General features: G+C 58.5%; 24 protein-coding genes. 11 read left to right on the top strand and 13 right to left on the bottom strand.

The genetic code is table 11. The features are described from left to right. Positions 1-49: 49 nt before the first annotated feature. A complete protein-coding gene (locus tag LPW13_RS15170) occupies positions 50-1,018 on the top strand; it encodes an IS30 family transposase (RefSeq protein WP_230435866.1) in 969 nt (322 codons plus the stop codon). A gap of 34 nt (positions 1,019-1,052) precedes the next feature. Here the strand turns inward: LPW13_RS15170 and LPW13_RS15165 are convergent, their stop codons facing one another. The 5 genes from LPW13_RS15165 to LPW13_RS15145 form a co-directional block, all read right to left on the bottom strand. Beyond that, positions 1,053-1,250, bottom strand: a complete 198-nt coding sequence (locus tag LPW13_RS15165) for a YrhK family protein (protein WP_230436686.1) — start codon at positions 1,248-1,250, stop codon at positions 1,053-1,055. A gap of 62 nt (positions 1,251-1,312) precedes the next feature. Next, on the bottom strand, positions 1,313-1,765 hold the full coding sequence (locus tag LPW13_RS15160; RefSeq protein ID WP_230436684.1) for a carboxymuconolactone decarboxylase family protein: 453 nt from the start codon (positions 1,763-1,765) through the stop codon (positions 1,313-1,315). A gap of 50 nt (positions 1,766-1,815) precedes the next feature. Further along, on the bottom strand, positions 1,816-2,616 hold the full coding sequence (locus tag LPW13_RS15155; RefSeq protein ID WP_230436682.1) for a helix-turn-helix transcriptional regulator: 801 nt from the start codon (positions 2,614-2,616) through the stop codon (positions 1,816-1,818). A gap of 48 nt (positions 2,617-2,664) precedes the next feature. Continuing rightward, positions 2,665-4,155, bottom strand: a complete 1,491-nt coding sequence (locus tag LPW13_RS15150) for a YifB family Mg chelatase-like AAA ATPase (RefSeq protein ID WP_230436680.1) — start codon at positions 4,153-4,155, stop codon at positions 2,665-2,667. A gap of 64 nt (positions 4,156-4,219) precedes the next feature. Next, positions 4,220-4,447, bottom strand: a complete 228-nt coding sequence (locus tag LPW13_RS15145; protein WP_230436678.1) for an accessory factor UbiK family protein — start codon at positions 4,445-4,447, stop codon at positions 4,220-4,222. A gap of 513 nt (positions 4,448-4,960) precedes the next feature. On the opposite strand from LPW13_RS15145, the gene LPW13_RS15140 reads away from it, so the two are divergent. The 5 genes from LPW13_RS15140 (at position 4,961) to LPW13_RS15120 (ending at position 8,457) form a co-directional block, all read left to right on the top strand. Beyond that, on the top strand, positions 4,961-5,683 hold the full coding sequence (locus LPW13_RS15140) for a TorF family putative porin (RefSeq protein ID WP_230436660.1): 723 nt from the start codon (positions 4,961-4,963) through the stop codon (positions 5,681-5,683). A gap of 58 nt (positions 5,684-5,741) precedes the next feature. Then, positions 5,742-6,080 (top strand): P-II family nitrogen regulator, encoded by a 339-nt coding sequence (locus LPW13_RS15135; RefSeq protein ID WP_230436659.1) that lies wholly within the window; start codon positions 5,742-5,744, stop codon positions 6,078-6,080. Positions 6,081-6,172: 92 nt separating this feature from the next. Beyond that, the gene (locus LPW13_RS15130) at positions 6,173-7,432 is read left to right on the top strand and encodes an ammonium transporter (RefSeq protein WP_230436657.1); all 1,260 of its coding nucleotides are present in this window, start codon (positions 6,173-6,175) and stop codon (positions 7,430-7,432) included. Positions 7,433-7,552: 120 nt separating this feature from the next. Then, on the top strand, positions 7,553-7,891 hold the full coding sequence (locus LPW13_RS15125; RefSeq protein ID WP_067084464.1) for a P-II family nitrogen regulator: 339 nt from the start codon (positions 7,553-7,555) through the stop codon (positions 7,889-7,891). A gap of 353 nt (positions 7,892-8,244) precedes the next feature. After that, positions 8,245-8,457: a hypothetical protein gene (locus tag LPW13_RS15120; RefSeq protein ID WP_230436655.1), complete on the top strand. Its 213-nt coding sequence runs from the start codon at positions 8,245-8,247 to the stop codon at positions 8,455-8,457. A 204-nt stretch (positions 8,458-8,661) separates the two neighbouring features. Here LPW13_RS15120 and LPW13_RS15115 read toward each other — a convergent pair whose 3' ends face one another. The 4 genes from LPW13_RS15115 to lptM are packed head-to-tail and all read right to left on the bottom strand — an operon-like array spanning position 8,662 to position 11,832. After that, positions 8,662-9,423 (bottom strand): DUF484 family protein, encoded by a 762-nt coding sequence (locus LPW13_RS15115; protein ID WP_230436654.1) that lies wholly within the window; start codon positions 9,421-9,423, stop codon positions 8,662-8,664. Positions 9,424-9,451: 28 nt separating this feature from the next. Next, positions 9,452-10,282: a diaminopimelate epimerase gene (gene dapF / locus LPW13_RS15110; protein WP_230436652.1), complete on the bottom strand. Its 831-nt coding sequence runs from the start codon at positions 10,280-10,282 to the stop codon at positions 9,452-9,454. 15 nt (positions 10,283-10,297) lie between these two features. After that, positions 10,298-11,551 (bottom strand): diaminopimelate decarboxylase, encoded by a 1,254-nt coding sequence (lysA, locus tag LPW13_RS15105; protein ID WP_230436650.1) that lies wholly within the window; start codon positions 11,549-11,551, stop codon positions 10,298-10,300. Then, positions 11,548-11,832, bottom strand: a complete 285-nt coding sequence (gene lptM / locus LPW13_RS18290; RefSeq protein WP_377564107.1) for an LPS translocon maturation chaperone LptM — start codon at positions 11,830-11,832, stop codon at positions 11,548-11,550. Before lptM ends, lysA begins: the two co-directional genes overlap by 4 nt. Positions 11,833-11,923: 91 nt before the next feature. Between lptM and cyaY the strand changes: the two genes are divergently transcribed. The 3 genes from cyaY (at position 11,924) to LPW13_RS15085 (ending at position 13,602) form a co-directional block, all read left to right on the top strand. Continuing rightward, entirely contained in the window at positions 11,924-12,268 is a 345-nt protein-coding gene (gene cyaY / locus LPW13_RS15095) for an iron donor protein CyaY (protein WP_230436648.1), read from the top strand. Positions 12,269-12,519: 251 nt separating this feature from the next. Then, complete coding sequence (locus LPW13_RS15090) at positions 12,520-13,389, top strand: SPFH domain-containing protein (RefSeq protein WP_230436647.1); 870 nt, start codon at positions 12,520-12,522, stop codon at positions 13,387-13,389. Between the two features lie 6 nt (positions 13,390-13,395). After that, a complete protein-coding gene (locus LPW13_RS15085) occupies positions 13,396-13,602 on the top strand; it encodes an Arc family DNA-binding protein (protein ID WP_230436645.1) in 207 nt (68 codons plus the stop codon). A 214-nt stretch (positions 13,603-13,816) separates the two neighbouring features. Here LPW13_RS15085 and LPW13_RS15080 read toward each other — a convergent pair whose 3' ends face one another. Continuing rightward, the gene (locus LPW13_RS15080; protein WP_230436643.1) at positions 13,817-14,803 is read right to left on the bottom strand and encodes a glycerophosphodiester phosphodiesterase family protein; all 987 of its coding nucleotides are present in this window, start codon (positions 14,801-14,803) and stop codon (positions 13,817-13,819) included. A 123-nt stretch (positions 14,804-14,926) separates the two neighbouring features. Beyond that, the gene (argH, locus tag LPW13_RS15075) at positions 14,927-16,339 is read right to left on the bottom strand and encodes an argininosuccinate lyase (RefSeq protein ID WP_230436641.1); all 1,413 of its coding nucleotides are present in this window, start codon (positions 16,337-16,339) and stop codon (positions 14,927-14,929) included. A gap of 195 nt (positions 16,340-16,534) precedes the next feature. Between argH and LPW13_RS15070 the strand changes: the two genes are divergently transcribed. Both LPW13_RS15070 and LPW13_RS15065 read left to right on the top strand, forming a co-directional pair. After that, entirely contained in the window at positions 16,535-17,689 is a 1,155-nt protein-coding gene (locus LPW13_RS15070; RefSeq protein ID WP_230436639.1) for a sensor histidine kinase, read from the top strand. After that, positions 17,686-18,459, top strand: coding sequence for a LytR/AlgR family response regulator transcription factor (locus LPW13_RS15065; protein ID WP_230436637.1), 774 nt, complete (start codon positions 17,686-17,688; stop codon positions 18,457-18,459). The genes LPW13_RS15070 and LPW13_RS15065 overlap by 4 nt, the downstream gene beginning before the upstream one ends. 38 nt (positions 18,460-18,497) lie before the next feature. On the opposite strand, the gene LPW13_RS15060 is transcribed toward LPW13_RS15065, so the two are convergent. Continuing rightward, positions 18,498-19,244 (bottom strand): SDR family oxidoreductase, encoded by a 747-nt coding sequence (locus LPW13_RS15060; protein WP_230436635.1) that lies wholly within the window; start codon positions 19,242-19,244, stop codon positions 18,498-18,500. 86 nt (positions 19,245-19,330) lie between these two features. After that, on the bottom strand, positions 19,331-20,479 hold the full coding sequence (locus LPW13_RS15055; protein WP_230436633.1) for a PilT/PilU family type 4a pilus ATPase: 1,149 nt from the start codon (positions 20,477-20,479) through the stop codon (positions 19,331-19,333). Positions 20,480-20,556 lie beyond the last annotated feature (77 nt).

Genomic DNA, 20,556 nt, shown 5'->3' with positions numbered 1-20,556 from the left:
AGGCCAGCTGGTAGAGTCGGCGCCTCTCCCGACCAAGAGAAAAGCACTGATGAGCTACTACCAGCTGACCGAGAACGAACGATACCAGATTTACAGCCTGAGAAAAGCCGGACACTCACAAGCAGAAATAGCGGAGCTGCTGGAAAGGCATCCATCGACGATCAGTCGAGAACTGCGGAGAAATACGGGGCTGCGAGGGTATCGCCCTGGTCAAGCCCATAAGCTATCAGATGTCCGGCGACGAGAGGCCCATAAGGCGCGGAAAGTGACCGACGAGGTGCAGCGTCAGATTGAGCTGCTAACCATGCAAGATTTAAGCCCGCAGCAGACTGCGATCTACTTGGAGAGGCACACAGGTGTTTCGCTACACCATGAAACGATTTACCAGATAATTTATGCAGATCAAGCCAGCGGTGGGGATTTGTATACACATCTGCGGATAGCGTCCAAGCCATATCGTAAACGCTATGGCAGCTACGACCGGCGGGGAAAGATCAAAAACAGGGTGAGTATAGAAGAACGTCCAGTTGTTGTTGATCAGATGAGTCGGATTGGAGACTGGGAAGGTGATACTGTCATTGGCAAGGGACGCAGCGGAGCATTGCTGACGATGGTTGAGCGCAAGACATTGTTTACAGTCATTGTGCGACTGACGGGTAAACGAGCAGACTTGCTGGCCGATGCAGCTGTTGCTCACATGGCTCACCTGAAGGACAAGATTAAAACGATAACCTTCGACAACGGGCTTGAGTTCTCCGGACATGAGGTTATAGCCAGAGGGCTGGGCGCGGATATTTATTTCGCGCACCCCTACGCCTCTTGGGAGCGGGGGATCAATGAAAACACCAACGGTCTTATTCGGCAGTATTTTCCAAAAGGAACGGACTTCAACAAGGTGACGGACGATCAGGTTCACTTTGTTATGAATCGGTTGAACAGCAGGCCGAGAGAAAGTCGAGGCGGCAAGTCACCAAATGAATTATTTATGGGGCAGCGAGACGATTTGCTCGCTGCGTGAAGAAATTGCAGTTATTACTTGAAACCAAGTTGCATTATTGTCCGGTTGACCCCAATAACTCCTCCAATAGATCGGCAACGGAGGTTGCCAACAAGGTGAAAGAGCCGGTCGCGAAAAACCAGACACCGACAACGGAATAATTTACAAACTGCGGCAAGAAAAGAATACTGCCGACCAGAAAAAACAGACTGGCCAGGATCATCAGTACCAGATTGATTCTGCGTTTAATCATTAAAACCCTCCGGTCAAATACCTGTGAATCAGCGGACTGTGTAGGTTAGCAATACGCCGGGATTAAAAGTTCGGTTGAAAACCAAAAGATGCTGAAATGCGGTTCCAGCTGTTGATTTCCAGAATGATTGCGGTCAGTTCCAGCAGACCCGCAGCGTCAAACTCTGCAATGGAAGCGGCGTAGATGGCATCCGGAACCCCACCGTCTGAAATACGGGTCAGGTACTCTGACCAGGTCAGCGCGTTGCGTTCTCGTTTACTGAAGCAGCTGGCTTCCCGCCATGCGGGCAGTACATCCAGGCGTGCCTGTTGCTCACCGTCTCGGCGCGCTTCCTCGGCGTGCATCCGCTGGCAATAGCAGCAGTGATTGATCTGGGACACCCGTAGCCGGACCAGGTGGGCGAGTGAACTTTCAATGGCTTTGGATTGATGGGTCTTGTCACCCAGAAGCGTCAGTGCTTCGGCGATTCGCGGACAGAGCTGATAGAGTTCAGATGGGGATAATCTGTCAGTCATGATAGGCGTGCTCCTCAGTTGTAGAGCGCCATTGTGTTGGGTGACAGCGGTTAGGGCTTGTAAATTTCCGACAACTTGCGCGTGCGATAATGGCCGGGCGTTTCACCCACCAGTCGCGCGAAAGATTTGGTGAAGTGAGCCTGATCGTAAAAACCGCAGCTGAGCCCAATGTCTGCCAGCGGGTGTGTGGATTGTGCAAGCCGGGCCCGGGCCAGTTTGATTCTCTGATGGCTCAGGAACTCGGAAGGTCGCAGTCCCACTTCCCGGCGGAACTGGCGCTCCAGTGTCCTGGTGCTGACACCGGCCATCGCCGCCATCCGTCCGATGCTTGCGGTGATGGACAGTGTCGAAATTACATTGCGCACGCGATCACTGCCACTGCCAGACGCCTTCTCTTGTGCCAGTAGCCACTGCTCGATCAATCTCAGCGAGTTGACGGAGTTTTCCGGATCCATCTTGGCCAGGGTGGAGGCAAACTTTGTATATTGTGATGGTGTCAGTAAGTCGGCTGCAGAGACATTGAAGTCGCAACACGCCACAGGAGATACACCGAAAAGCCGATAGAGCGCGCCGGGACGGAAACGTACACTGACCGTGTGTGTGGTTGAGGTGAACGTCCAGCGATTGCGAAAAGAGTTGAACTGAAAATAGGCACTGTCCATCGGCCGATCGAGATCAATCACCAGACTGCTACCGCCATCTGGATATAGGGTTTCTGCCGAATTAACCGCAGGTAACAGGAAGCTGCCTGTCGACCAGTAGCATTCTACGCGGTGCGCGATTGCCGTGGCGGGAATAAAACGCCGAAACCCTAGATGGCGGAATTGGGCAATACTGGTTTCTTCTTGCAAACTCTCCTCCGGACTGAATACCAAAAATATAAGGACACCTGTCCAGAATTACATGGGAACGCTCGCTGTGCGATCCAGGTTGCGATACGCCAGTGCCTCCGCAATCTGTGCAGTGCCGATGTTTTCCTGCCCGGATAAATCCGCCAGGGTGCGGGCGACTTTCAAAACGCGGTGATAACTGCGCGCAGACAGCCCGAGTTTCTCCACTGAGGTGCGCAACAGGGCGCTCTCCGCATTGCCGAGCCGGCAGTGTCTATCCAGCTCGCTGCCGCTCAACGATGCGTTGATCTTGCCCTGTCGCGCCAGCTGGATCTCCCGCGAGCGCTGCACCCGCTCACGCACCTGTTGCGAACTTTCCCCCCGCGGTGCCTCCTGCAACTGGCTCGCACTTATGCTCGCCACTTCCACCTGCATATCAATACGGTCCAGCAGCGGGCCGGACAGCTTGTTGCGGTAGCGATCGATCTGGTCCGGGGTGCAGCGACAGCGGGGTTCGCCCATATAACCACAGGGGCAGGGGTTCATGGCGGCAACCAGTTGGAAGTTGGCGGGAAAGGTGACCTGGGCGCGGGCGCGGGAGATTCGTACCTCGCCGTTTTCCAGCGGCTCGCGCAGTATTTCCAGTGCCGAGCGGGGAAACTCCGGCATCTCGTCCAGAAACAGCACCCCGCGGTGGGCGAGGCTGATTTCTCCCGGGCGCGGATTACTGCCGCCACCCACCAGCGCGGTGGGAGATGCGGAGTGGTGCGGTGCGCGAAATGGACGCTGCTGGATGCGCTCGAGACCGGCGCTGGAATAGAGCGCTGCCACTTCCAGCAGTTCGCGCTCGGCAAGCGGTGGCAGTATCCCCGGCAGGCGGCTGGCGAGCATGGTCTTGCCGGTACCCGGTGGGCCGTAAAACAACAGGTTGTGGCCGCCGGCGGCGGCCACTTCCAGTGCGCGGCGGGCCTTCAGCTGTCCGCGCACGTCTTCCAGATCGGCACAGGGGGCCGCATCGGTGTCCGGCTGGTGCACGGCATTGGGTAGCGGCTCGCGGCCGTGCAACTGGGCGCAGACCTGTAACAGGGACGCGGCAGATTTTACCGGGGTATCAATCAACGCCGCTTCGGCGGCGGAGGCGTCGCTGACCACCAGAATTCGATCTCTGTCGCCACAGGCCATGGCCGCGGGCAGGGCGCCGGGGATCGGGCGCAGACTGCCAGACAGTGCCAGCTCGCCGATAAACTCAAACTGCTCCAGCGCCTCCCCCGGCACCTGGCCGGAGGCGGCGAGGATGCCGAGGGCAATCGCCAGATCGTAGCGGCCGCCGGCTTTGGGCAGGTCTGCCGGCGCCAGGTTGACGGTAATCCGCCGCTGGGGAAATTCGAAGTGACTGTTGATGATGGCGCTGCGCACCCGGTCGCGGCTTTCCCGCACCGCGGCTTCCGGCAGGCCGACAATGTTGAAGGCGGGGAGCCCGTTGGCGAGGTGGGTTTCCACGGTTACCAGCGGTGCCTGAATACCCAGCTGAGCGCGGGCGTAGGTAATGGAGAGGCTCATTTTCTTCCCTGAAAATCCGTCTGTCCTGAATGGTTTACGAGCCGGGGGCGCTGTGCTCCCGTGCTCAGTCGCGCTTTTTCAGTTCCGCTTCCAGTGTGCTGATCTGGCTCTCGAGCTCGGCGAGCTTCTCCTCCGCGCGGGCCAGTTTGGCGGCCTGGATATCGAATTCCTGCTGGCTGACCAGGGGCAGTTTGCCGAGCGCCACCGCGAGCGCATCCTTGAGGTCACTGCTGATTACCGCACCCTGTTGTTGCAGCTCATTTAATAACTGTTGCAATTTGTCCCGTGCCACGCGCAATTCTCCACTAAGAAATTCCCTTAAATCAGCGGTAAATAGTACCGCAGCCGGGAATCCCTACCAAGGCAATCCTGCCGTGCGCCGCGATGGTTCATCTGGCGCAAGCCTATTCCTGATGTGCCCGATCTCGGTGCGGGTTCTATTTTGGTGCGCACTGTTTTTGCGCAGGTTGTTTTGACTGCTCCGTTCCGAGTGTTTCATTTAAGTCACAAATCCCCTCTAACCCGCTGATTTCTCAGGGGGTTTTTAAAGTTGGCACTAACTCTGCAAGTACCCAGATACGAATCGCCCTGGTGACGAAGGCAGGGGGAGGATCTTCAGAACTCTTCGTAGCAGAAACGGAAACGCTTTCCGCTATCCGAAGTTTTCAGTGAAGTGCCCGGGCGAGTCAGCGGCGGTAGTCGTCACTCCCCGGCGCAGTCAAAGCAATAAATATTTGCCGCCAACAATAAAAACCAAGACGAGCATTTCACACAGAGAACCAGGAGAACCAAAGTGCGATTCAACATGAATAAAAAAATTGCGACGGTATTTGCAGGAAGCGCGCTCGCTATTGCCATCGGCAGCCCGGCTGCGATGGCACAGGAAGCCGGTGTCAGTGTCAGCGCCAACCTGGGCGTAGTCAGTGACTACCGCTTCCGCGGGATTTCCCAATCCGACACCGGCGCTGTGATTCAGGGCGGTGTGGACCTGGGGTTCGAGAACGGGGTTTACCTCGGTACCTGGGCGTCCCAGGTAGATTTTGCTTATGGCACTGATGAAACCAAGTACGAACAGGATTTCTACGGCGGTTACGCGGGTGAAACCGCCGGTGGTGTCGGTTACGACGTGGGTTACATCTACTACGCCTATCACGGCAGTGATCAGGATGAGGATTATCAGGAGGTCTACGGCAGCCTGAGTTTTGGTGATGCCAGTGTCGGCTTTGCCTATTCCGATGACTATTGGGCCGCTACCGGTGCTTTTTATTACCTGAACGGTGGTTACTCATTTGCGCTGCCAAATGATATCGCGCTGGATCTGTCTGCGGGCCTGAACCTGTTCGCTGAAGACGATCTGTTTTTCTCGAATACCGATCAGTACATCGATTACACGGTATCCGTCAGCAAGGAGTTTGGTGGTCTCGGTCTCTCGGCGTCACTGATCGGAACCGATCTGAGCGAGAGTGAGTGCTGGGCTTCAGACTGGTGTGAGCCGACTGTTGTCGCTGGGGCGACTTACAGCTGGTAAACCAATACCGGGCCCGCGCACTGAATCGTGCAGCGGGCCTTTATTACAGGGGGAAGCCATGAAACTGGTAACCGCAGTCATTAAACCTTTCAAGCTCGACGCGGTTCGCGATGCGCTGGCAGAAGCCGGCGTCAGCGGTATTACCGTGAGTGAAGTAAAGGGCTTTGGGCGGCAGAAAGGGCATACCGAGCTCTACCGGGGCGCCGAGTATGTGGTGGATTTTCTGCCCAAAACCATGTTGCAGATCGCTGTCGATGACAGTCAGGTCGATGCCGTGCTGGAAGCGATTGGTAGTGCAGCGCAGAGCGGCAAGATCGGCGACGGCAAGATCTTTGTTGCCGAACTGGAACAGGCAATTCGCATCCGTACCGGGGAAACCGGCGCGGAAGCAATTTAATAACAGTGAAAGATTGCCAATAACATCTCACTGAATTTTCAAAAAAAACCGCCGGGGCGACTCGGGAAAGTTTGGGTTAAACGGAGCGAAAAATGGAAAATCAAATTTTTCAATTGCAGTACGCAATTGATACGTTTTATTTCCTCGTGTGTGGTGCGCTGGTCATGTGGATGGCGGCAGGTTTCGCCATGCTGGAGGCGGGCCTGGTACGGTCCAAGAACACCACAGAAATTCTGACTAAAAACGTGGCGCTGTTTGCGATTGCCAGCACCATGTACCTGATCAGTGGTTACGCCATCATGTACGACGGCGGCTGGTTACTGAAGGGTATCGAGGCGTTTAGTCTCGATAGTGTGCTCGCGAGTTCCGCTGAAAATGGATTCGACGGTGACTCGGTTTATTCCGGAGCGTCGGACTTCTTCTTCCAGGTGGTATTCGTTGCCACGGCGATGTCTATCGTCTCTGGTGCGGTGGCCGAGCGTATGAAGCTGTGGAGCTTTCTGGTCTTTGCGGTTGTCCTGACCGGCTTCATCTACCCGCTGGAAGGTTCCTGGACCTGGGGTAGCGCTGACGTATTCGGTATGTACAACCTGGGGGACCTCGGTTTCTCCGATTTCGCCGGTTCCGGTATCGTGCATATGGCTGGTGCTGCGGCAGCACTCGCTGGCGTATTGCTGCTGGGCGCACGGAAAGGCAAATACGGCCCCAATGGCGAAATCTACGCCATACCCGGTGCCAACCTGCCGCTGGCGACCCTGGGTACCTTCATCCTGTGGATGGGCTGGTTCGGCTTCAACGGCGGCTCCGTACTGAAACTGGGTGATGCAGCCAGTGCACACTCTGTCGCCATGGTGTTCCTGAATACCAACGCCGCCGCCGCGGGTGGTGCAGTGGCTGCGCTGATCACCGGCCGCATCCTGTTTGGCAAGGCCGACCTGACCATGTTGCTGAATGGCGCGCTGGCTGGTCTGGTGGCGATCACCGCTGAACCTTCCACGCCAACTGCCCTGCAGGCAACCCTGTTCGGTGCACTGGGTGGCATCCTGGTGGTCTTCTCCATCGTTACTCTGGACAAGCTGAAGATCGACGATCCGGTCGGTGCCATCTCCGTGCACGGCGTGGTTGGTCTGCTTGGCCTGCTGCTGGTACCGGTTACCAACGACGGCTCCAGCTTCAGCGGCCAGCTGATCGGCGCCGCCACCATCTTCGTTTGGGTATTCACCGCCTCCTTTGCAGTCTGGTTCGCTCTCAAGCTGATCACTGGTCTTCGCGTTACCGAAGATGAAGAGCAGCAAGGTGTTGACTTGACCGAGTGCGGAATGGAAGCTTATCCGGAATTTATGAGCAAGTAAGCGCTCATAAGATCGCTGCCGGGAGCTCGGAGTCATATCCGCCCGGCAGCTGAAAGAATCTTCCGGCACCGGTTCACTCTGGGCCGGTGCCCGCAGGAAACATAATCAGGGGATAAGCCAATGAAATTGATTACGGCTGTTGTGAAGCCATTCAAACTCGACGACGTGCGCACGGCGCTGTCCGAAGTGGGTGTTCAGGGTATGACCGTGACCGAAGTAAAAGGCTTCGGGCGTCAGAAGGGACACACCGAGCTGTATCGCGGCGCAGAATACGTTGTAGATTTCCTGCCCAAGGTGAAACTGGAACTGGCGGTGGACGACAGCATGGTCGACGGCGCGGTTGAAGCGATCACCAAAGCGGCACAGACCGGCAAGATCGGTGATGGCAAGATCTTCATCACCGCACTGGAAGAAGTGATCCGCATCCGTACCGGTGAAACCGGCAGCGAAGCGGTCTGATTCGCAGAATCCGACACTTTTCCGAAGGCCCCGCTCGCGGGGCTTTTTTGTGCCTAAAATTTGTACAAAAGCAATGGGGCGCCACGAAAAGTGACTTCAAGGGTGATTTCGTGGGAATTGGCGTCAGTTTGGCGGGCGATTATTTGGCGGGGAAAAAAGCATAACCAACTGCAATAAATCTGCCGCATTCCCGCCGAAAAAACTCTATTTAATCCCGGAACCTTTGCTGGAAGTCTGAACAGACACTACCTATAAATACTCTCGCTGCAGGTTGGTATGTGCTCGCACGCCAGCCGGCGGCAACAGGGGTATTTCCTCTGTAACAAGGTGTATCAAGTTACAGGGTTAGTGATATGAAAGACAATCAAGCCAGTGCGCGTTCCAAAGAGAGCGAGGAGTTTTCTGAAGAGCGCTCCTTATCATCCCGCAAGCGGGCTCGCAGTCAGCTCAGTGCCGAAGTGGAGGCCTTCCTCGCCAGAGGTGGTGCGATCAGTGAGGTCGAGCCAGATGTGACCGCAGACCCGCCCCGCAAGCCGCAGCCGAAGTACGGCAGTCGGCCGATCTGAGCGGGAGTCTGGATACCGACATCCGTCGGTAGGGCGAAAGGTCCTCAGATCGATGATTGGGTCCGAGGATAAGTCACCCCGGCGAAAGCCGGGGTCCAGTTTTCAGCTTATTCAATCCCCGGTCTCGTCAAAGACGAATTCAACCTGTCCCATCTCTCGATTCGCCATCTCGATTTTCCGCGAAAGATTAGCGATCCTTCCGGCTCAGCTCTTTTCCAGCAACCGTGGCAGCAGGCGTTCCAGCACTTCTCCGATATACGACAGGAACAGGGTGCCGAGGCTGGAGCGGTAGTGGTTGGGGTCGCTGGAGCCCACCGCGAGAATACCCAGCTGGTCCGCCAGCGGCACTACTGCCGCAGAGGCCACCTGATCCGCCTGTTTGCCGAACAGATAGGCGTTTTCCGACGGGCGCAGGGTACCGCACACGGTGCGACCATTGCGCAGGATGGAGCCGATGGAGCCCTCTGCGTTGGCGCGGGCGCTGGTGCGTACCTGCCCGAGCTTGCCGGCGGAGCCGGGCAGGGGGCCGAACAGGGTCAGCGCAGTGACCTCAACCCCAAAGTCCTCGCGAAAGCTCTTCAGCAGGGCGTCTCCGGCCTCGGCCACGGTGCGGGCCTCCAGCAGCTCCAGTACCAGGCGCCGGCTATGGCTGAACATCTCGTCGTTGTGACGGGCATTCTGTAGCAGCTGATCGAGACGCTGGCGCATCTCGATATTGCGTTCCCGCAGCAGGTTGGTCTGATGGGTCATCAGCGACACGGTCTTGCCGGATTCACGCGGGAACTGGATGGTTTCCAGCAACTCGATATTTTCGGCAAAGAAGGTGGGGTTCTGGATCAGGTAGCGGGCCACCTGTCGCGCCAGCACTTTCTTGTTGCGCTGGCTCTCGTTGTCGGCGGCCTGCTGTTTTTCCAGGTTGGCTTCGACGTCGCCGTCGATCAGGGGGGCGTCGCTGTGATCGGTCATGCTGTTTTCGCTGATTCCGGATTGGTTTTCAGAGCACTATCTGTCCGTGATATACCGCGGTGGCGGGCCCGGTCATGGTAACCGGCTCGCCGGGGCCCGGCCAGTGAATCGTCAGGGTGCCGCCGGGGAGCTGGATCTGTACTTCCTCGTCCACCAGATCCCGCAACCGCGCGGAAACCATCGCCGCACAGGCGCCGGTGCCACAGGCACGGGTTTCACCGACACCGCGTTCGAACACCCGCAGACGTGCCCTGGTGCGATCTTCGATCTGAAGAAAGCCTACATTGACCTTCTGCGGGAAGCGCGGGTGACACTCGATGGCGGCCCCCAGGGCGTCCACCGGTGCGGTGTCGACGTCCTCTACCAGCAGCACCGCGTGGGGATTGCCCATGGACACGGCGCCGACGTTGTACACCTCACCGCCCACATCCAGCGGATAGGTTTCCGCCTGGATGTCGGCGTCGAAGGGAATTTCCTGCGGTTCCAGAATCGGCGCGCCCATATCCACACTGACCTGATCCCTGTCCTGCACATTCAGTTGCAGGATGCCGGCGGCGGTTTCCACCAGAATGCTGTCTTTACTGGTCAGGCGGCGGTCGCGTACAAAACGGGCAAAACAGCGCGCGCCGTTACCACAGTTTTCCACTTCACTGCCGTCGGCATTGTAGATGCGGTAGCGGAAATCCACGTCCGGATTGCGCGGCGCCTCCACCACCAGAATCTGGTCGCAACCGATGCCGGTGTGGCGGTCGCCGAGGGCACGGATTTTCTCCGGGGACAGTTTGACCCGCTGGGTGATGGCGTCGACCATCACAAAGTCATTGCCCAGTCCGTGCATTTTGGTGAATTTGAGCCGCATGCTGTTTCTCTTCCCTCAGGCTTTGCCGGGTACGGTGGATTCTCCGCGCACCAGATCCGCCAGGCTTTCCCGCGCACGCACCAGGTAGGTCTTGTCGCCGTCTACCAGGACTTCGGCGGCACGGGTGCGGGAATTGTAATTGGAACTCATGGTAAAGCCGTAGGCACCGGCGGACAGCATGGCCAGCAGCTGTCCCGGTTGCAGGGACAGTGCGCGGTGCTTGCCGAGAAAGTCGCCGGTTTCACATACCGGGCCGACAATATCCCAGCTCTCGCTGGCACTGTTGTCTGGTGTCACCGCAACGATATCCTGCCACGCTTGGTACAGCGCCGGGCGCAGATTGTCGTTCATGGCGGCGTCGACGATGGCGAAGTTGTGCTCGTCGGTACGTTTCAGGTATTCCACCCGGGTCAGCAGGGCGCCGCCGTTGGCGGCAATGGAGCGGCCGGGCTCCAGCACCAGTGCCAGATCTCTTCCGGCGAGCTTCTCTTTGACAGCGCCCAGGTAGTCGCTCACTTCGGGGGGCTCTTCACCGCGATAGCGCACGCCCAGGCCGCCGCCGAGGTCGAGATGTTTCAGTTGCGTGCCGTCTTCAGCAAGCTCATCGATCAGCATCAGCAGGCGATCGAGGGCGTCGAGGAAGGGGGCAATTTCGGTCAGTTGTGAGCCGATATGACAATCCACACCCACCGCATCCAGGTTGGTCGAGGCAGCCACCTTGCGGTAGGCGTCGCGCGCCCGGTCAATGGCGATACCGAATTTGTTTTCTTTCAGGCCGGTGGAAATATACGGGTGGGTCTTGGCATCCACATCCGGATTCACCCGCAGCGAAACCGGGGCGACCACGCCCATCTCGGCGGCCACCGCGTCCAGTCGTTCCAGCTCCGCCTCGGATTCCACATTGAAGCAGTGCACACCCACTTGCAGGGCGCGGCGCATTTCTTCCGCCGTCTTACCCACACCGGAGAACACGACCTTGGCCGGATCGCCGCCGGCCATCAGTACCCGTTCCAGCTCGCCTGCGGAGACGATGTCGAAACCCGCCCCCAATTGTGCGAGTACCGACAGGATGCCGAGATTGCTGTTGGCCTTGATGGCATAGCAGATCAGCCCCGGATGATCGCCGAGGGCATCGGCGTAGGCCTGGTACTGGCGCTCGTAGTGCGCGCGGCTGTAGACATAGGTGGGGGTGCCGAACTGTTCGGCAATCTGTTCCAGGCTGACGCCTTCGGCCCACAGGCTTCCCTGCTGGTAGTGGAATTCACTCATTTGGATACTGCTTCTGCTTCCGTGTGTTGCTGTGTTTCTTCTTGCCTGCCCTGCTCGCCGGTTTTCTCATCGGGCGCGACGCTGGCGCCCGATCCGGCAGGCGCAGCCGCTGCGGGGGCTGTTGTTGTAGGGGCCGTCTTTGTGGGGGCTGTCGATGCAGGCGCCGTGGCGCTGCTGCCGGTTCCCGGTTGCGCCGGTTGCTGGGGCAGGTACAGCGGGCCTTTCTGGCCACAGGCGGCGAGCAGCAGCGTCGAGAGGACAATCAGTGAGCGCATTTTCATAGGAACCCGTCTGCGGCGATAATGACTGGAAAAGCCTGCTAGTATAACGACCCTCGCCCCCCAGCAACACAGTAACAGTAGTAACCAGATTATGACTCAGACAGCCTCCAACGCTGCCTACAATGCCGCCATTGAAGAAACCCTGATCGCCATCGAAGACGCGCTCGACAATTGTGACGTGGATATGGATTACGAGCGCGCGGACGCGGTGCTGACCATCACCCTGGAAGACAACGGCACCCAGGTGATCCTGTCGCGCCAGAGTGCGGTGCAGGAACTGTGGGTGGCGGCGCGCTCCGGTGGTTTTCACCTGAGCTTTGACAATTCCGGAAGCAAAGCCGGCTGGAAATGCTCCACCACCGGCGAAGACCTGCCGACCCTGTTGGATCGCGTGCTGACTGAACAGCAGGGCGCACCTGTTGCGCTGGGGCTATAAACGCCGGACCTGTCCGCCCCGATTTCACGGGCCCTGCCGGCTCCCGGCAGGCCCGTTGCCCCTGAAAACCTCCCGCTGATTTCACCGCTTCTGTAGATGGGTGCGCCTGCATCCGTACCTGGCTGTGTGCGCGAAAGTCTGGCCAATCCGTTCTTCTGATGCTAGATTGATATCAAAATGATGTCACTTGAAAGAGATTTCAAGCTGATATAGCGCACAAGCAAACTGAGATAACGCACAAGGAGTTCCGAATGATCAAGGAAAAACGCGCCTTTACAGTGAACGGCTACGGCATGTTGGCGGTGCTGCTGGCACTGCAGGTATTCGCCATCGGCATGCTGGGACGGAGCCTGGTGGCGGCGGAATTTGCCGGGGTGGCAGGATGGGGGCTGGCGACGTTGATTGTCGCCTTCTGCTGGCACGGCCTGTTTATGGTGGCCCCCAATCAGGGCAAGATCCTGCAGCTGTTCGGTAAATATGTGGGTACCGAACATATCACCGGCCTGCGCTGGGCCAATCCACTGATTTTCAAACGCACGCCGATTTCCCTGCGGGTGCGCAATTTCGAAAGTGGCAAACTCAAGGTCAACGATGCCAACGGCAATCCGATCGAGATCGCCACGGTGGTGGTATGGAAGGTGGTGGACTCCGCTGAAGCCTATTTCGAGGTGGATGACTACGAGAGCTTTGTCACCATCCAGAGCGAGGCGGCGCTGCGCAACGTGGCCAATGAATATCCCTACGATAATCACAGCGATGAAGCCATTTCCCTGCGCGGCGATCCCGTCAGCATCGCGGAAAAGATTCGCGATCAGGTGCAGGAGCGTCTCGGCCGTGCGGGCATTCAGGTCATTGAAGCGCGCATCAGCCACCTGGCTTACGCACCGGAAATCGCCCAGGCGATGTTGCGCAAACAGCAGGCGGGTGCGGTATTGGCGGCACGTAAACTGATTGTGCAGGGCGCGGTGGAGATGGTGACCGATGCGATTTCCACCCTGGCGGAATCTCACGAGTTGGAGCTGGATGAGGAGCGCAAGGCGAATATGGTGAACAACCTGATGGTCGTGATCTGCGGAGAACAGCAGGCGCAGCCGGTGATCAACAGCGGCAGCCTGTACTGATCGGTCATGGCAAAAAAGAAAGCCTTTCCACTACGTATCAATGAGCAGGTGCTAGCCGCAATGCAGCGCTGGGCGGACGACGATCTGCGCAGCCTGAACGCGCAGATCGAGTATGTGTTGCGCGATGCACTGGTGCAGTCCGGGCGGGTGAAACTGGTGCAGAAGGTGGTGACGGAAATTCAGGAGCAGGACGAAGGTTCGGACGAAACCTGAAATGTTAAGGTTTGAGATCATCTAAGCAGGGATCCAATGAGCTTCGTAGATCCCTCCGTGGCGGCGCCGCTGCCGGGGAAACCTTTGTGAGACACGAGCTAGGAGCCCCCCCTTAACCCGTCCCTGGGGGCTCTGTACCGCCATTCATGGCGGTGAAGGTCTCACAAAGGCTTCCCCGGCATCGTCGCCTTCGCTTCAGCTTTCGGCGCACTGTCTAATTTTCGAGCCCGAACTTAGTTTTTGCATACGGACCGATCACTTCGATCTTTTCCACCCACAGCGCGCCGCGGTAATCGGTCGATAGAAAATCAATTTGTTCCGGGGTGTAGATACCGTGCACACCGCCGGGACTTCGGTGCTTAAAGTCCAAGACCATCACCAGGCTGCCCGCATCTTCCATACGCTGTAAAAATCGATTCGGCCAGCCCCATAGTGCCCAGTGCCAGGTATTGGGTGCGACTACGGCGCCGTTGCGACAGGCTTCCGGTACATAGCCGCTCCAGCCCAGCATCAGGTAGCGGTAGGTGCATTGCTTGACGCTGTCGCGGCTGAATACCCAGGCGTCCGGCCGCAGCTTGCGGATTTTCTCCATGACCTTTTCGCTGCCGTAAACTCTTAACTTGCCCCGGGTCGGCAGGTTCCTTTCACGCAGGTAGTTGTCCAACTGCACGGCTTCTTGCGGGCGCCCGCTTTTGATGTTGATCAGAAATTCCCTGTCGGGGAATGCGCGGTAGACCTCTTCCAGTGTTGGCATCAGCCCAACCCCTTTGCCGCGAAACGGAAACGTCTTGCCGCCATCCGGGGTGTAGCCGTAGCCAATATCCAGGGTTTTCAGATATTCCATTGTGTGCTCGCGGGTGGTGCCTTTGCCCTCGGTGCGACAGTCCAGGGTCCAGTCGTGGAATACGGCAAATTCGCCGTCGGTGGTGGGGTGTACATCGATTTCGACAATGTCCGCACCGGCATCGAATGCCGCCTGCATGGAGGCGAGGGTGTTCTCCAGGTACTGGTGTTCGGGCTGAAATACGCGGATCGCGGTGCAGTCGTCGCGGCCGAGGTTTTCCCGGTTGTAGGTCTGGTAGACCCCGCGGTGGGCTATCAGTGTCGGTTTACCGGAGCGAGTGCCTGCGAGCCACGAGGCATTGGTGAGGTAGATGGCAATGGCGAACGCGCTGATGCCGAGAAACAGGTATTTGCGCATTGGTAGGCTCTCCCTTTTTTATCGGGAGAAGTCTAGCGGGTCATTTTCCAGAGAAGGTGGCGGTGACGGGATGAATTATGGCGAATTGTGGCAGCGAGCCGGGCGGCCCGCTGCCAACGGGGTTTATCGGGCGCCGATCAACTTGCGCGCACGCGCACAGGCGGCGCGCACCTGATTCGGCGCGGTGCCGCCGATATGGTCGCGGGCGGCGACGGAGCCTTCCAGGGTGAGCACGTCGAACACGTCATCGCCAATGGTGTCGGAGAATTTCTGCAGTTCCGCCAGGCTGAGGTCGGCGAGGTCGCACTCCTTCTCGATCGCGAACGCCACCGACTGGCCGACGATTTCATGGGCATCGCGGAAGGTAACGCCCTTGCGCACCAGGTAATCGGCGAGGTCGGTGGCGGTGGAGAAGCCTTTGCCGGCAGCGGCGAGCATGTTTTCTTTCTTCGGCTTCAGTGCCGGGGCCATGTCGGCGAAGGCGCGCAGGCAGTCGAGCGCGGTATCGGCGGCATCAAAGAGCGGCTCTTTGTCTTCCTGGTTGTCCTTGTTGTAGGCCAGCGGCTGGCTCTTCATCAGGGTCAGCAGGGCGATCAGGTGGCCGTTGACGCGACCGGTCTTGCCGCGCACCAGTTCCGGTACATCCGGGTTTTTCTTCTGTGGCATGATGGAGGAACCGGTGCAGAAACGATCCGGCAGGTCGATAAAGTCGAACTGGCTGGAGGTCCATAGCACCAGCTCTTCACTGGCGCGGCTGAGGTGCGTCAGCAGCAGCGCGGAGAAGGCACAGAATTCGATCGCGAAATCGCGGTCGCTCACGGAATCCAGGGAATTCTCGGTGGGGGCGTCAAAGCCCAGCAGCTCGGCGGTGCGCGCGCGGTTGATCGGATAGCTGGTACCGGCCAGGGCGGCGGCGCCGAGCGGCGAGCGGTTGACGCGCTTGCGGCAGTCCATCAGGCGCTCGTAATCCCGGGTCAGCATCTCGTTCCAGGCCAGCAGGTGATGACCGAAGGTGACCGGTTGCGCGCTCTGCAGATGGGTAAAGCCGGGCATGATGGTGTCCGCTTCCTGCTCGGCCAGGTCAACGAGGCCGGTTTGCAGACGGGTCAGCTCGGCGCCGATCAGGTCGATACGGTTGCGTAGCCACAGGCGGATATCGGTGGCCACCTGGTCGTTGCGCGAACGGCCGGTGTGCAGCTTTTTACCAGTGGCGCCGATCCGTTGGGTCAGGCGCGCCTCGATATTCATGTGCACGTCTTCCAGTTCCACCGACCAGGGGAACTCGCCGGCCTCGATTTCCCCGGCGATATCCTTGAGACCGCCGGCGATCTGGGTGAACTCGTCCTCAGTCAGTACGCCCACTTCCGACAGCATCTGCGCGTGCGCCAGGGAGCCCTGGATATCCTCTAAGGCCATGCGCTGGTCAAACATCACCGAGGCGGTAAAGCGCTCCACGAACGCATCGGTGGCTTCGCTGAAGCGGCCGCCCCAGAGCTTGGCTGCGGGATTATTTGCGGAGGAGTTATCGTTGCTCATGCTGCCTCTGGTTGAATGTGGGTTGTGATATGGAAGTCGATCCGGGATGGCGGTATCTTCACTGTCTTGAGAGCGGAACCAGAATAAAGATAACGTGGTATGACGTCTTCCCGGTCCACGCAAGCGGCGGGCATTATAACGCAGCAAATTCGCGAAATTGCCCCCTCGGGCAAAGATTCTGCGCGCGCCGTACAAATGGACCGCGCGACGGGTGAGGGTGTAGATCGGGATGATATCCCGTTCCTGCCCGATCTGTGCAGTGTGACCGCCATCGCCGCCCTGGTTCTGATGGGCGAACTGCTGGCTCTGGTACTGGTGCTGGCCACCGATGGTCTGCATCCCTTCAACTGGCAGCGCCTGGGGCTGATCTCTCTGACAATCCAGTGGGTGATCCTCCCTTCCGCCGCCATCCTCTGTCGCCTGCGTCCGCACCTCGCCCGTCTGTCGCACAAACTCGCCGCTGCGCTCAGTTTTACCACCGTGCTGGTGGTCGTGGCGAGCGTGCTGGTGGCCCAGCACTGGTGGATGGCGGATATGACTGGTAGCAGGATCGACTACTGGGCACTGCTGGCCAACTTCCTCGTCGGTGCCATCTGCGCCGGTGTGGTGCTCCGTTACGCCTACGTTCAGCAGCAGCTGCATAATCAGCAGCAGGCGGAACTGGGCGCGCGGATCGAAGCGTTGCAGTCCCGCATCCGGCCACACTTTCTGTTCAACAGTATGAACAGTCTCGCCAGCCTGATTGCCGTGGATGCGGAGCGGGCAGAAAAACTGGTGGAAGATCTCTGCGCCCTGTTTCGCGCATCTCTGTCCGATACCAAGCTGGCACCACTCACCGAGGAAATTGTGCTGGCAAAACGCTACCTGGAAATCGAGTCGCTTCGACTGGGGGATCGCCTGCAACAGGAGTGGCAGGTCGATGAATTGCCCGCGCAATTAGCAATCCCCGCCATGCTGCTGCAACCACTGCTGGAAAATGCAGTTTTGCATGGTGTGGCACGACTGCGCACGGGTGGCACGATTCAAATCGTTATTCGCAAAAATGTCATTGGCGACGCGCCTGGTGAACTGCTATTGTCGATACAAAACCCTATTGCAGTTTCCGAGACAGAAAGTGCGCTCGCTGATGCAGGTAATACCAGTAACATTCAGCAGGGCAACGGTATGGCGATGGAAAATATTCGCCAACGTCTCAATGCGTTTTACGGCAATCGCTACCGGTTCAGTGCCGGTGTTCACGACGGAAAATACCGCGTGGAATTGCGCTTGCCAGTGAACGTGACAGTAGAAACCGGATCAAAAAAGCAACCGGCGCAAACCGCGGCGGTCAGCGAGGAGGCTGTCCTGTGAGTGACGCTTCCACGGCTTCGGGTCTGAATGACCTGGGGGTGCTGATTGTCGACGATGAACCGCTGGCGCGGGCCAGGCTGGCCCGCCAGTTGCAGGCTATTGATGGTTGCCAACTGCTGGGAGAAGCTGCCGATGGTGAAAGCGCGTTACAACAGCTGGATTCACTCGACCCGGACCTGTTGTTACTGGATATCGAAATGCCCGGACAAAACGGGCTCCAACTCGCCGAACAAATCTGCAAACGTCCGAACCCGCCCGCGATCATATTCTGCACCGCCCACGACCAGTTTGCGCTCCCTGCCTTTGCGGTTGCTCCATCCGGTTACCTGCTCAAGCCCGTCAATGTGGAGCAACTGGCACAGGCGATTGCCCAGGCGCGAAGACTGAGCAAACCGCAGCTACTGCAAACCGATTCCGTCCGCTCAACCTCCGCAAGCGGCCGCCGCCAGATCAAGGCGGTAAGCCGTCGCGGCGTCCAGTTGCTGGATGTAGACGATATCCGCTGCTTTGTGGCCGAAGACAAATACGTCATTGCCCATCACAGTAGCGGCGAGACGGTGCTGGATGAATCCCTGAAAGAACTGGAAGCGGAATTTGGCGAGCGCTTTGTGCGGGTACACCGCAGCGCCATTGTGGCGGTGGATTACATCACCGGTTTGCGTAAAACCACGGGCGGGCACGAAGTGACGCTGAGTGGTATTGAGTTGGCACCACCGGTTTCACGCCGGTTGCTGGGTAGTATCAAGACGCTGCTGTCTGAACTGGCCTGATACGGACGTATCAAAACGCGCTCGTTAAAGTCCGCCGGTCAAAGCCCGCCCGTCGTGTCGATAAAGGACCCGGTGGTGAAACTCGCTTCATCACTGAGTAACCAGGCAATTGCCGCGGCTACCTCGGTATCTTTTCCACCGCGTCCCAGTGGTATCGCCGGTTTCAGTCGAGCGATACGGCCGGGCTCCCCCCCGTCACTGTGCATCTCGGTATCGATAAGCCCCGGGCGCACACTATTGACCCGAATACCCTCCCGCGCAATTTCTTTGCTGAGTCCGATTGTCAGGGTATCTACCGCACCTTTGCTGGCGGCGTAATCGATATATTCATTGGGCGAACCGCTGCGGGCTGCGCCTGACGAGACGTTCACGATTGAACCGCCATTGCCGCCATGTCTGGTAGACATGCGTTTAATCGCTTCGCGACAACAGAGCAGGGTGCCGGTGACGTTGGTTTGCAGTATGCGGTTGATACGCTCGGCGGTCATTTGCTCGACGCGGGTCTGTTGCAACAGCATACCGGCATTGTTGACCAGCGCCGTGAGCGGCCCGAGCTGTTCATCCACATTGCGAAACAGATTGACCACGTCGCTTTCATGGGAAATATCTGCCTGTACCGCAATGGCTTTCACGCCGTGGGAGCGGATCGATTCCAGCACAGAATCAGCGGCAGATGTGCGCTCGCGATAACTGATACAGATATCGTAGCCGCGGCTGGCGAGTAGTTTGGCGGTGGCGGCGCCAATGCCGCGACTGCCGCCGGTGATCAAAACTTTCTTACTCATGGCAGCATGCACCAGTATTCAGTGAGTGGGGTGGGCCGGTGGCCCGCTTGCGGAGCTGGAGCCCCGCGGCCCCGGGGTGGGTTGTATTAGTAGATTTGTGGGCCACCGCTGGTGTCGGTGTCGCCGGCGAGGCTCAGTTCGTCGGCGGCGCTGTTGAGGTACTCGGCATCCGATTCGGATTTGAGCTTGATCATCAGGCGCAGGTCGTTGGCGGAGTCGGCGTGGGCGAGGGCGTCTTCGTAGGTGATTTCGCCGCGGTCGTAGAGTTCGTACAGGGCCTGGTCGAAGGTCTGCATGCCCTGTTCGTTGGAACGCTTCATCAGCTCCTTCATTTTGTGGACTTCGCCTTTGCGGATCAGGTCTGACATCAGCGGGGTGTTGATCATGATCTCGAGACAGGCGCGGCGGCCGTCGCCATCCGGCGTTGGTACCAGCTGCTGGGCGACCATGGCCTGCAGGTTGAGGGACAGGTCCATCCACAGTTGTTGGTGCCGGTCCGCCGGGAAGAAGTGAATGATCCGGTCCAGCGCCTGGTTGGCGTTGTTGGCGTGCAGGGTACACAGGCACAGGTGGCCGGTTTCGGCGAAGGCGATGGCGTGGTCCATGGTTTCCCGCGAACGCACCTCGCCAATCAGGATGACGTCGGGGGCCTGACGCAGGGTATTTTTGAGGGCGGTCTCGAAGGATTCGGTATCAAGGCCGACTTCGCGCTGGGTGACGATACAGCCGCGGTGCTGGTGCACGAATTCGATTGGGTCTTCGATGGAGATGATGTGCCCTTTCGAGTTTTCGTTGCGGTGGCCGATCATGGAGGCGAGCGAGGTGGATTTACCGGTACCGGTGGCGCCGACAAAAATGATCAGGCCGCGTTTGGTCATGGCGAGCTCTTTGAGCTGTTCGGGCAGGCCGAGGCCGTCGATGGTGGGGATGCGGGTTTCGATCCGGCGCAGCACCATGCCGACGAGGTTGCGCTGGAAGAAGGCGGAGACCCGGAAACGGCCGACGTTGCGTACGGAGATGGCGAAGTTGAGTTCTTTGTTCTCGGCAAATTCGCGCCGCTGCTTTTCGTTCATGATGCCGACGACCATTTCCCGTGCTTTTTCGGGGGTGAGGGCGCTGCTGCTGGCGGGGAGGACTTTGCCGTTCAGTTTGATGGACGGCGGGACCCCAGCGGTGATGAAGAGGTCGGAGGCACCTTTTTCGGTGACGAGTTGCAGGAGGCGTTCGATTTCCATTGTTGTTACCGCTTTTTTGCGTGTTCTTTATTGGCCCCGGAGGTTTTTTGCAGTCCGGTGGCGGCCGGTCACCGGGT

Origin of the sequence: Microbulbifer celer (assembly GCF_020991125.1) — a bacterium.
GTDB classification, from domain to species: domain Bacteria; phylum Pseudomonadota; class Gammaproteobacteria; order Pseudomonadales; family Cellvibrionaceae; genus Microbulbifer; species Microbulbifer celer.
The sequence above is the reverse complement of the archived record's forward strand: the minus strand, read 5'-3'. Positions and strand labels throughout refer to the sequence as shown.

Excerpts from the sequence above, each read along its gene's own strand:
- LPW13_RS15060 (WP_230436635.1), bottom strand. The coding sequence starts at position 19,244 with ATGAGTAAGAAAGTTTTGATCACCGGCGGCAGTCGCGGCATTGGCGCC.
- argH (WP_230436641.1), bottom strand. The coding sequence starts at position 16,339 with ATGAGCAACGATAACTCCTCCGCAAATAATCCCGCAGCCAAGCTCTGG.
- LPW13_RS15115 (WP_230436654.1), bottom strand. The coding sequence starts at position 9,423 with ATGACCGATCACAGCGACGCCCCCCTGATCGACGGCGACGTCGAAGCC.
- lysA (WP_230436650.1), bottom strand. The coding sequence starts at position 11,551 with ATGAGTGAATTCCACTACCAGCAGGGAAGCCTGTGGGCCGAAGGCGTC.
- LPW13_RS15130 (WP_230436657.1), top strand. The coding sequence starts at position 6,173 with ATGGAAAATCAAATTTTTCAATTGCAGTACGCAATTGATACGTTTTAT.
- LPW13_RS15135 (WP_230436659.1), top strand. The coding sequence starts at position 5,742 with ATGAAACTGGTAACCGCAGTCATTAAACCTTTCAAGCTCGACGCGGTT.
- LPW13_RS15140 (WP_230436660.1), top strand. The coding sequence starts at position 4,961 with ATGAATAAAAAAATTGCGACGGTATTTGCAGGAAGCGCGCTCGCTATT.
- LPW13_RS15055 (WP_230436633.1), bottom strand. The coding sequence starts at position 20,479 with ATGGAAATCGAACGCCTCCTGCAACTCGTCACCGAAAAAGGTGCCTCC.
- LPW13_RS15160 (WP_230436684.1), bottom strand. The coding sequence starts at position 1,765 with ATGACTGACAGATTATCCCCATCTGAACTCTATCAGCTCTGTCCGCGA.
- LPW13_RS15080 (WP_230436643.1), bottom strand. The coding sequence starts at position 14,803 with ATGCGCAAATACCTGTTTCTCGGCATCAGCGCGTTCGCCATTGCCATC.
- LPW13_RS15090 (WP_230436647.1), top strand. The coding sequence starts at position 12,520 with ATGATCAAGGAAAAACGCGCCTTTACAGTGAACGGCTACGGCATGTTG.
- dapF (WP_230436652.1), bottom strand. The coding sequence starts at position 10,282 with ATGCGGCTCAAATTCACCAAAATGCACGGACTGGGCAATGACTTTGTG.
- LPW13_RS15150 (WP_230436680.1), bottom strand. The coding sequence starts at position 4,155 with ATGAGCCTCTCCATTACCTACGCCCGCGCTCAGCTGGGTATTCAGGCA.
- LPW13_RS15125 (WP_067084464.1), top strand. The coding sequence starts at position 7,553 with ATGAAATTGATTACGGCTGTTGTGAAGCCATTCAAACTCGACGACGTG.
- LPW13_RS15165 (WP_230436686.1), bottom strand. The coding sequence starts at position 1,250 with ATGATTAAACGCAGAATCAATCTGGTACTGATGATCCTGGCCAGTCTG.
- cyaY (WP_230436648.1), top strand. The coding sequence starts at position 11,924 with ATGACTCAGACAGCCTCCAACGCTGCCTACAATGCCGCCATTGAAGAA.
- LPW13_RS15070 (WP_230436639.1), top strand. The coding sequence starts at position 16,535 with ATGGACCGCGCGACGGGTGAGGGTGTAGATCGGGATGATATCCCGTTC.
- LPW13_RS15120 (WP_230436655.1), top strand. The coding sequence starts at position 8,245 with ATGAAAGACAATCAAGCCAGTGCGCGTTCCAAAGAGAGCGAGGAGTTT.
- lptM (WP_377564107.1), bottom strand. The coding sequence starts at position 11,832 with ATGAAAATGCGCTCACTGATTGTCCTCTCGACGCTGCTGCTCGCCGCC.
- LPW13_RS15170 (WP_230435866.1), top strand. The coding sequence starts at position 50 with ATGAGCTACTACCAGCTGACCGAGAACGAACGATACCAGATTTACAGC.
- LPW13_RS15085 (WP_230436645.1), top strand. The coding sequence starts at position 13,396 with ATGGCAAAAAAGAAAGCCTTTCCACTACGTATCAATGAGCAGGTGCTA.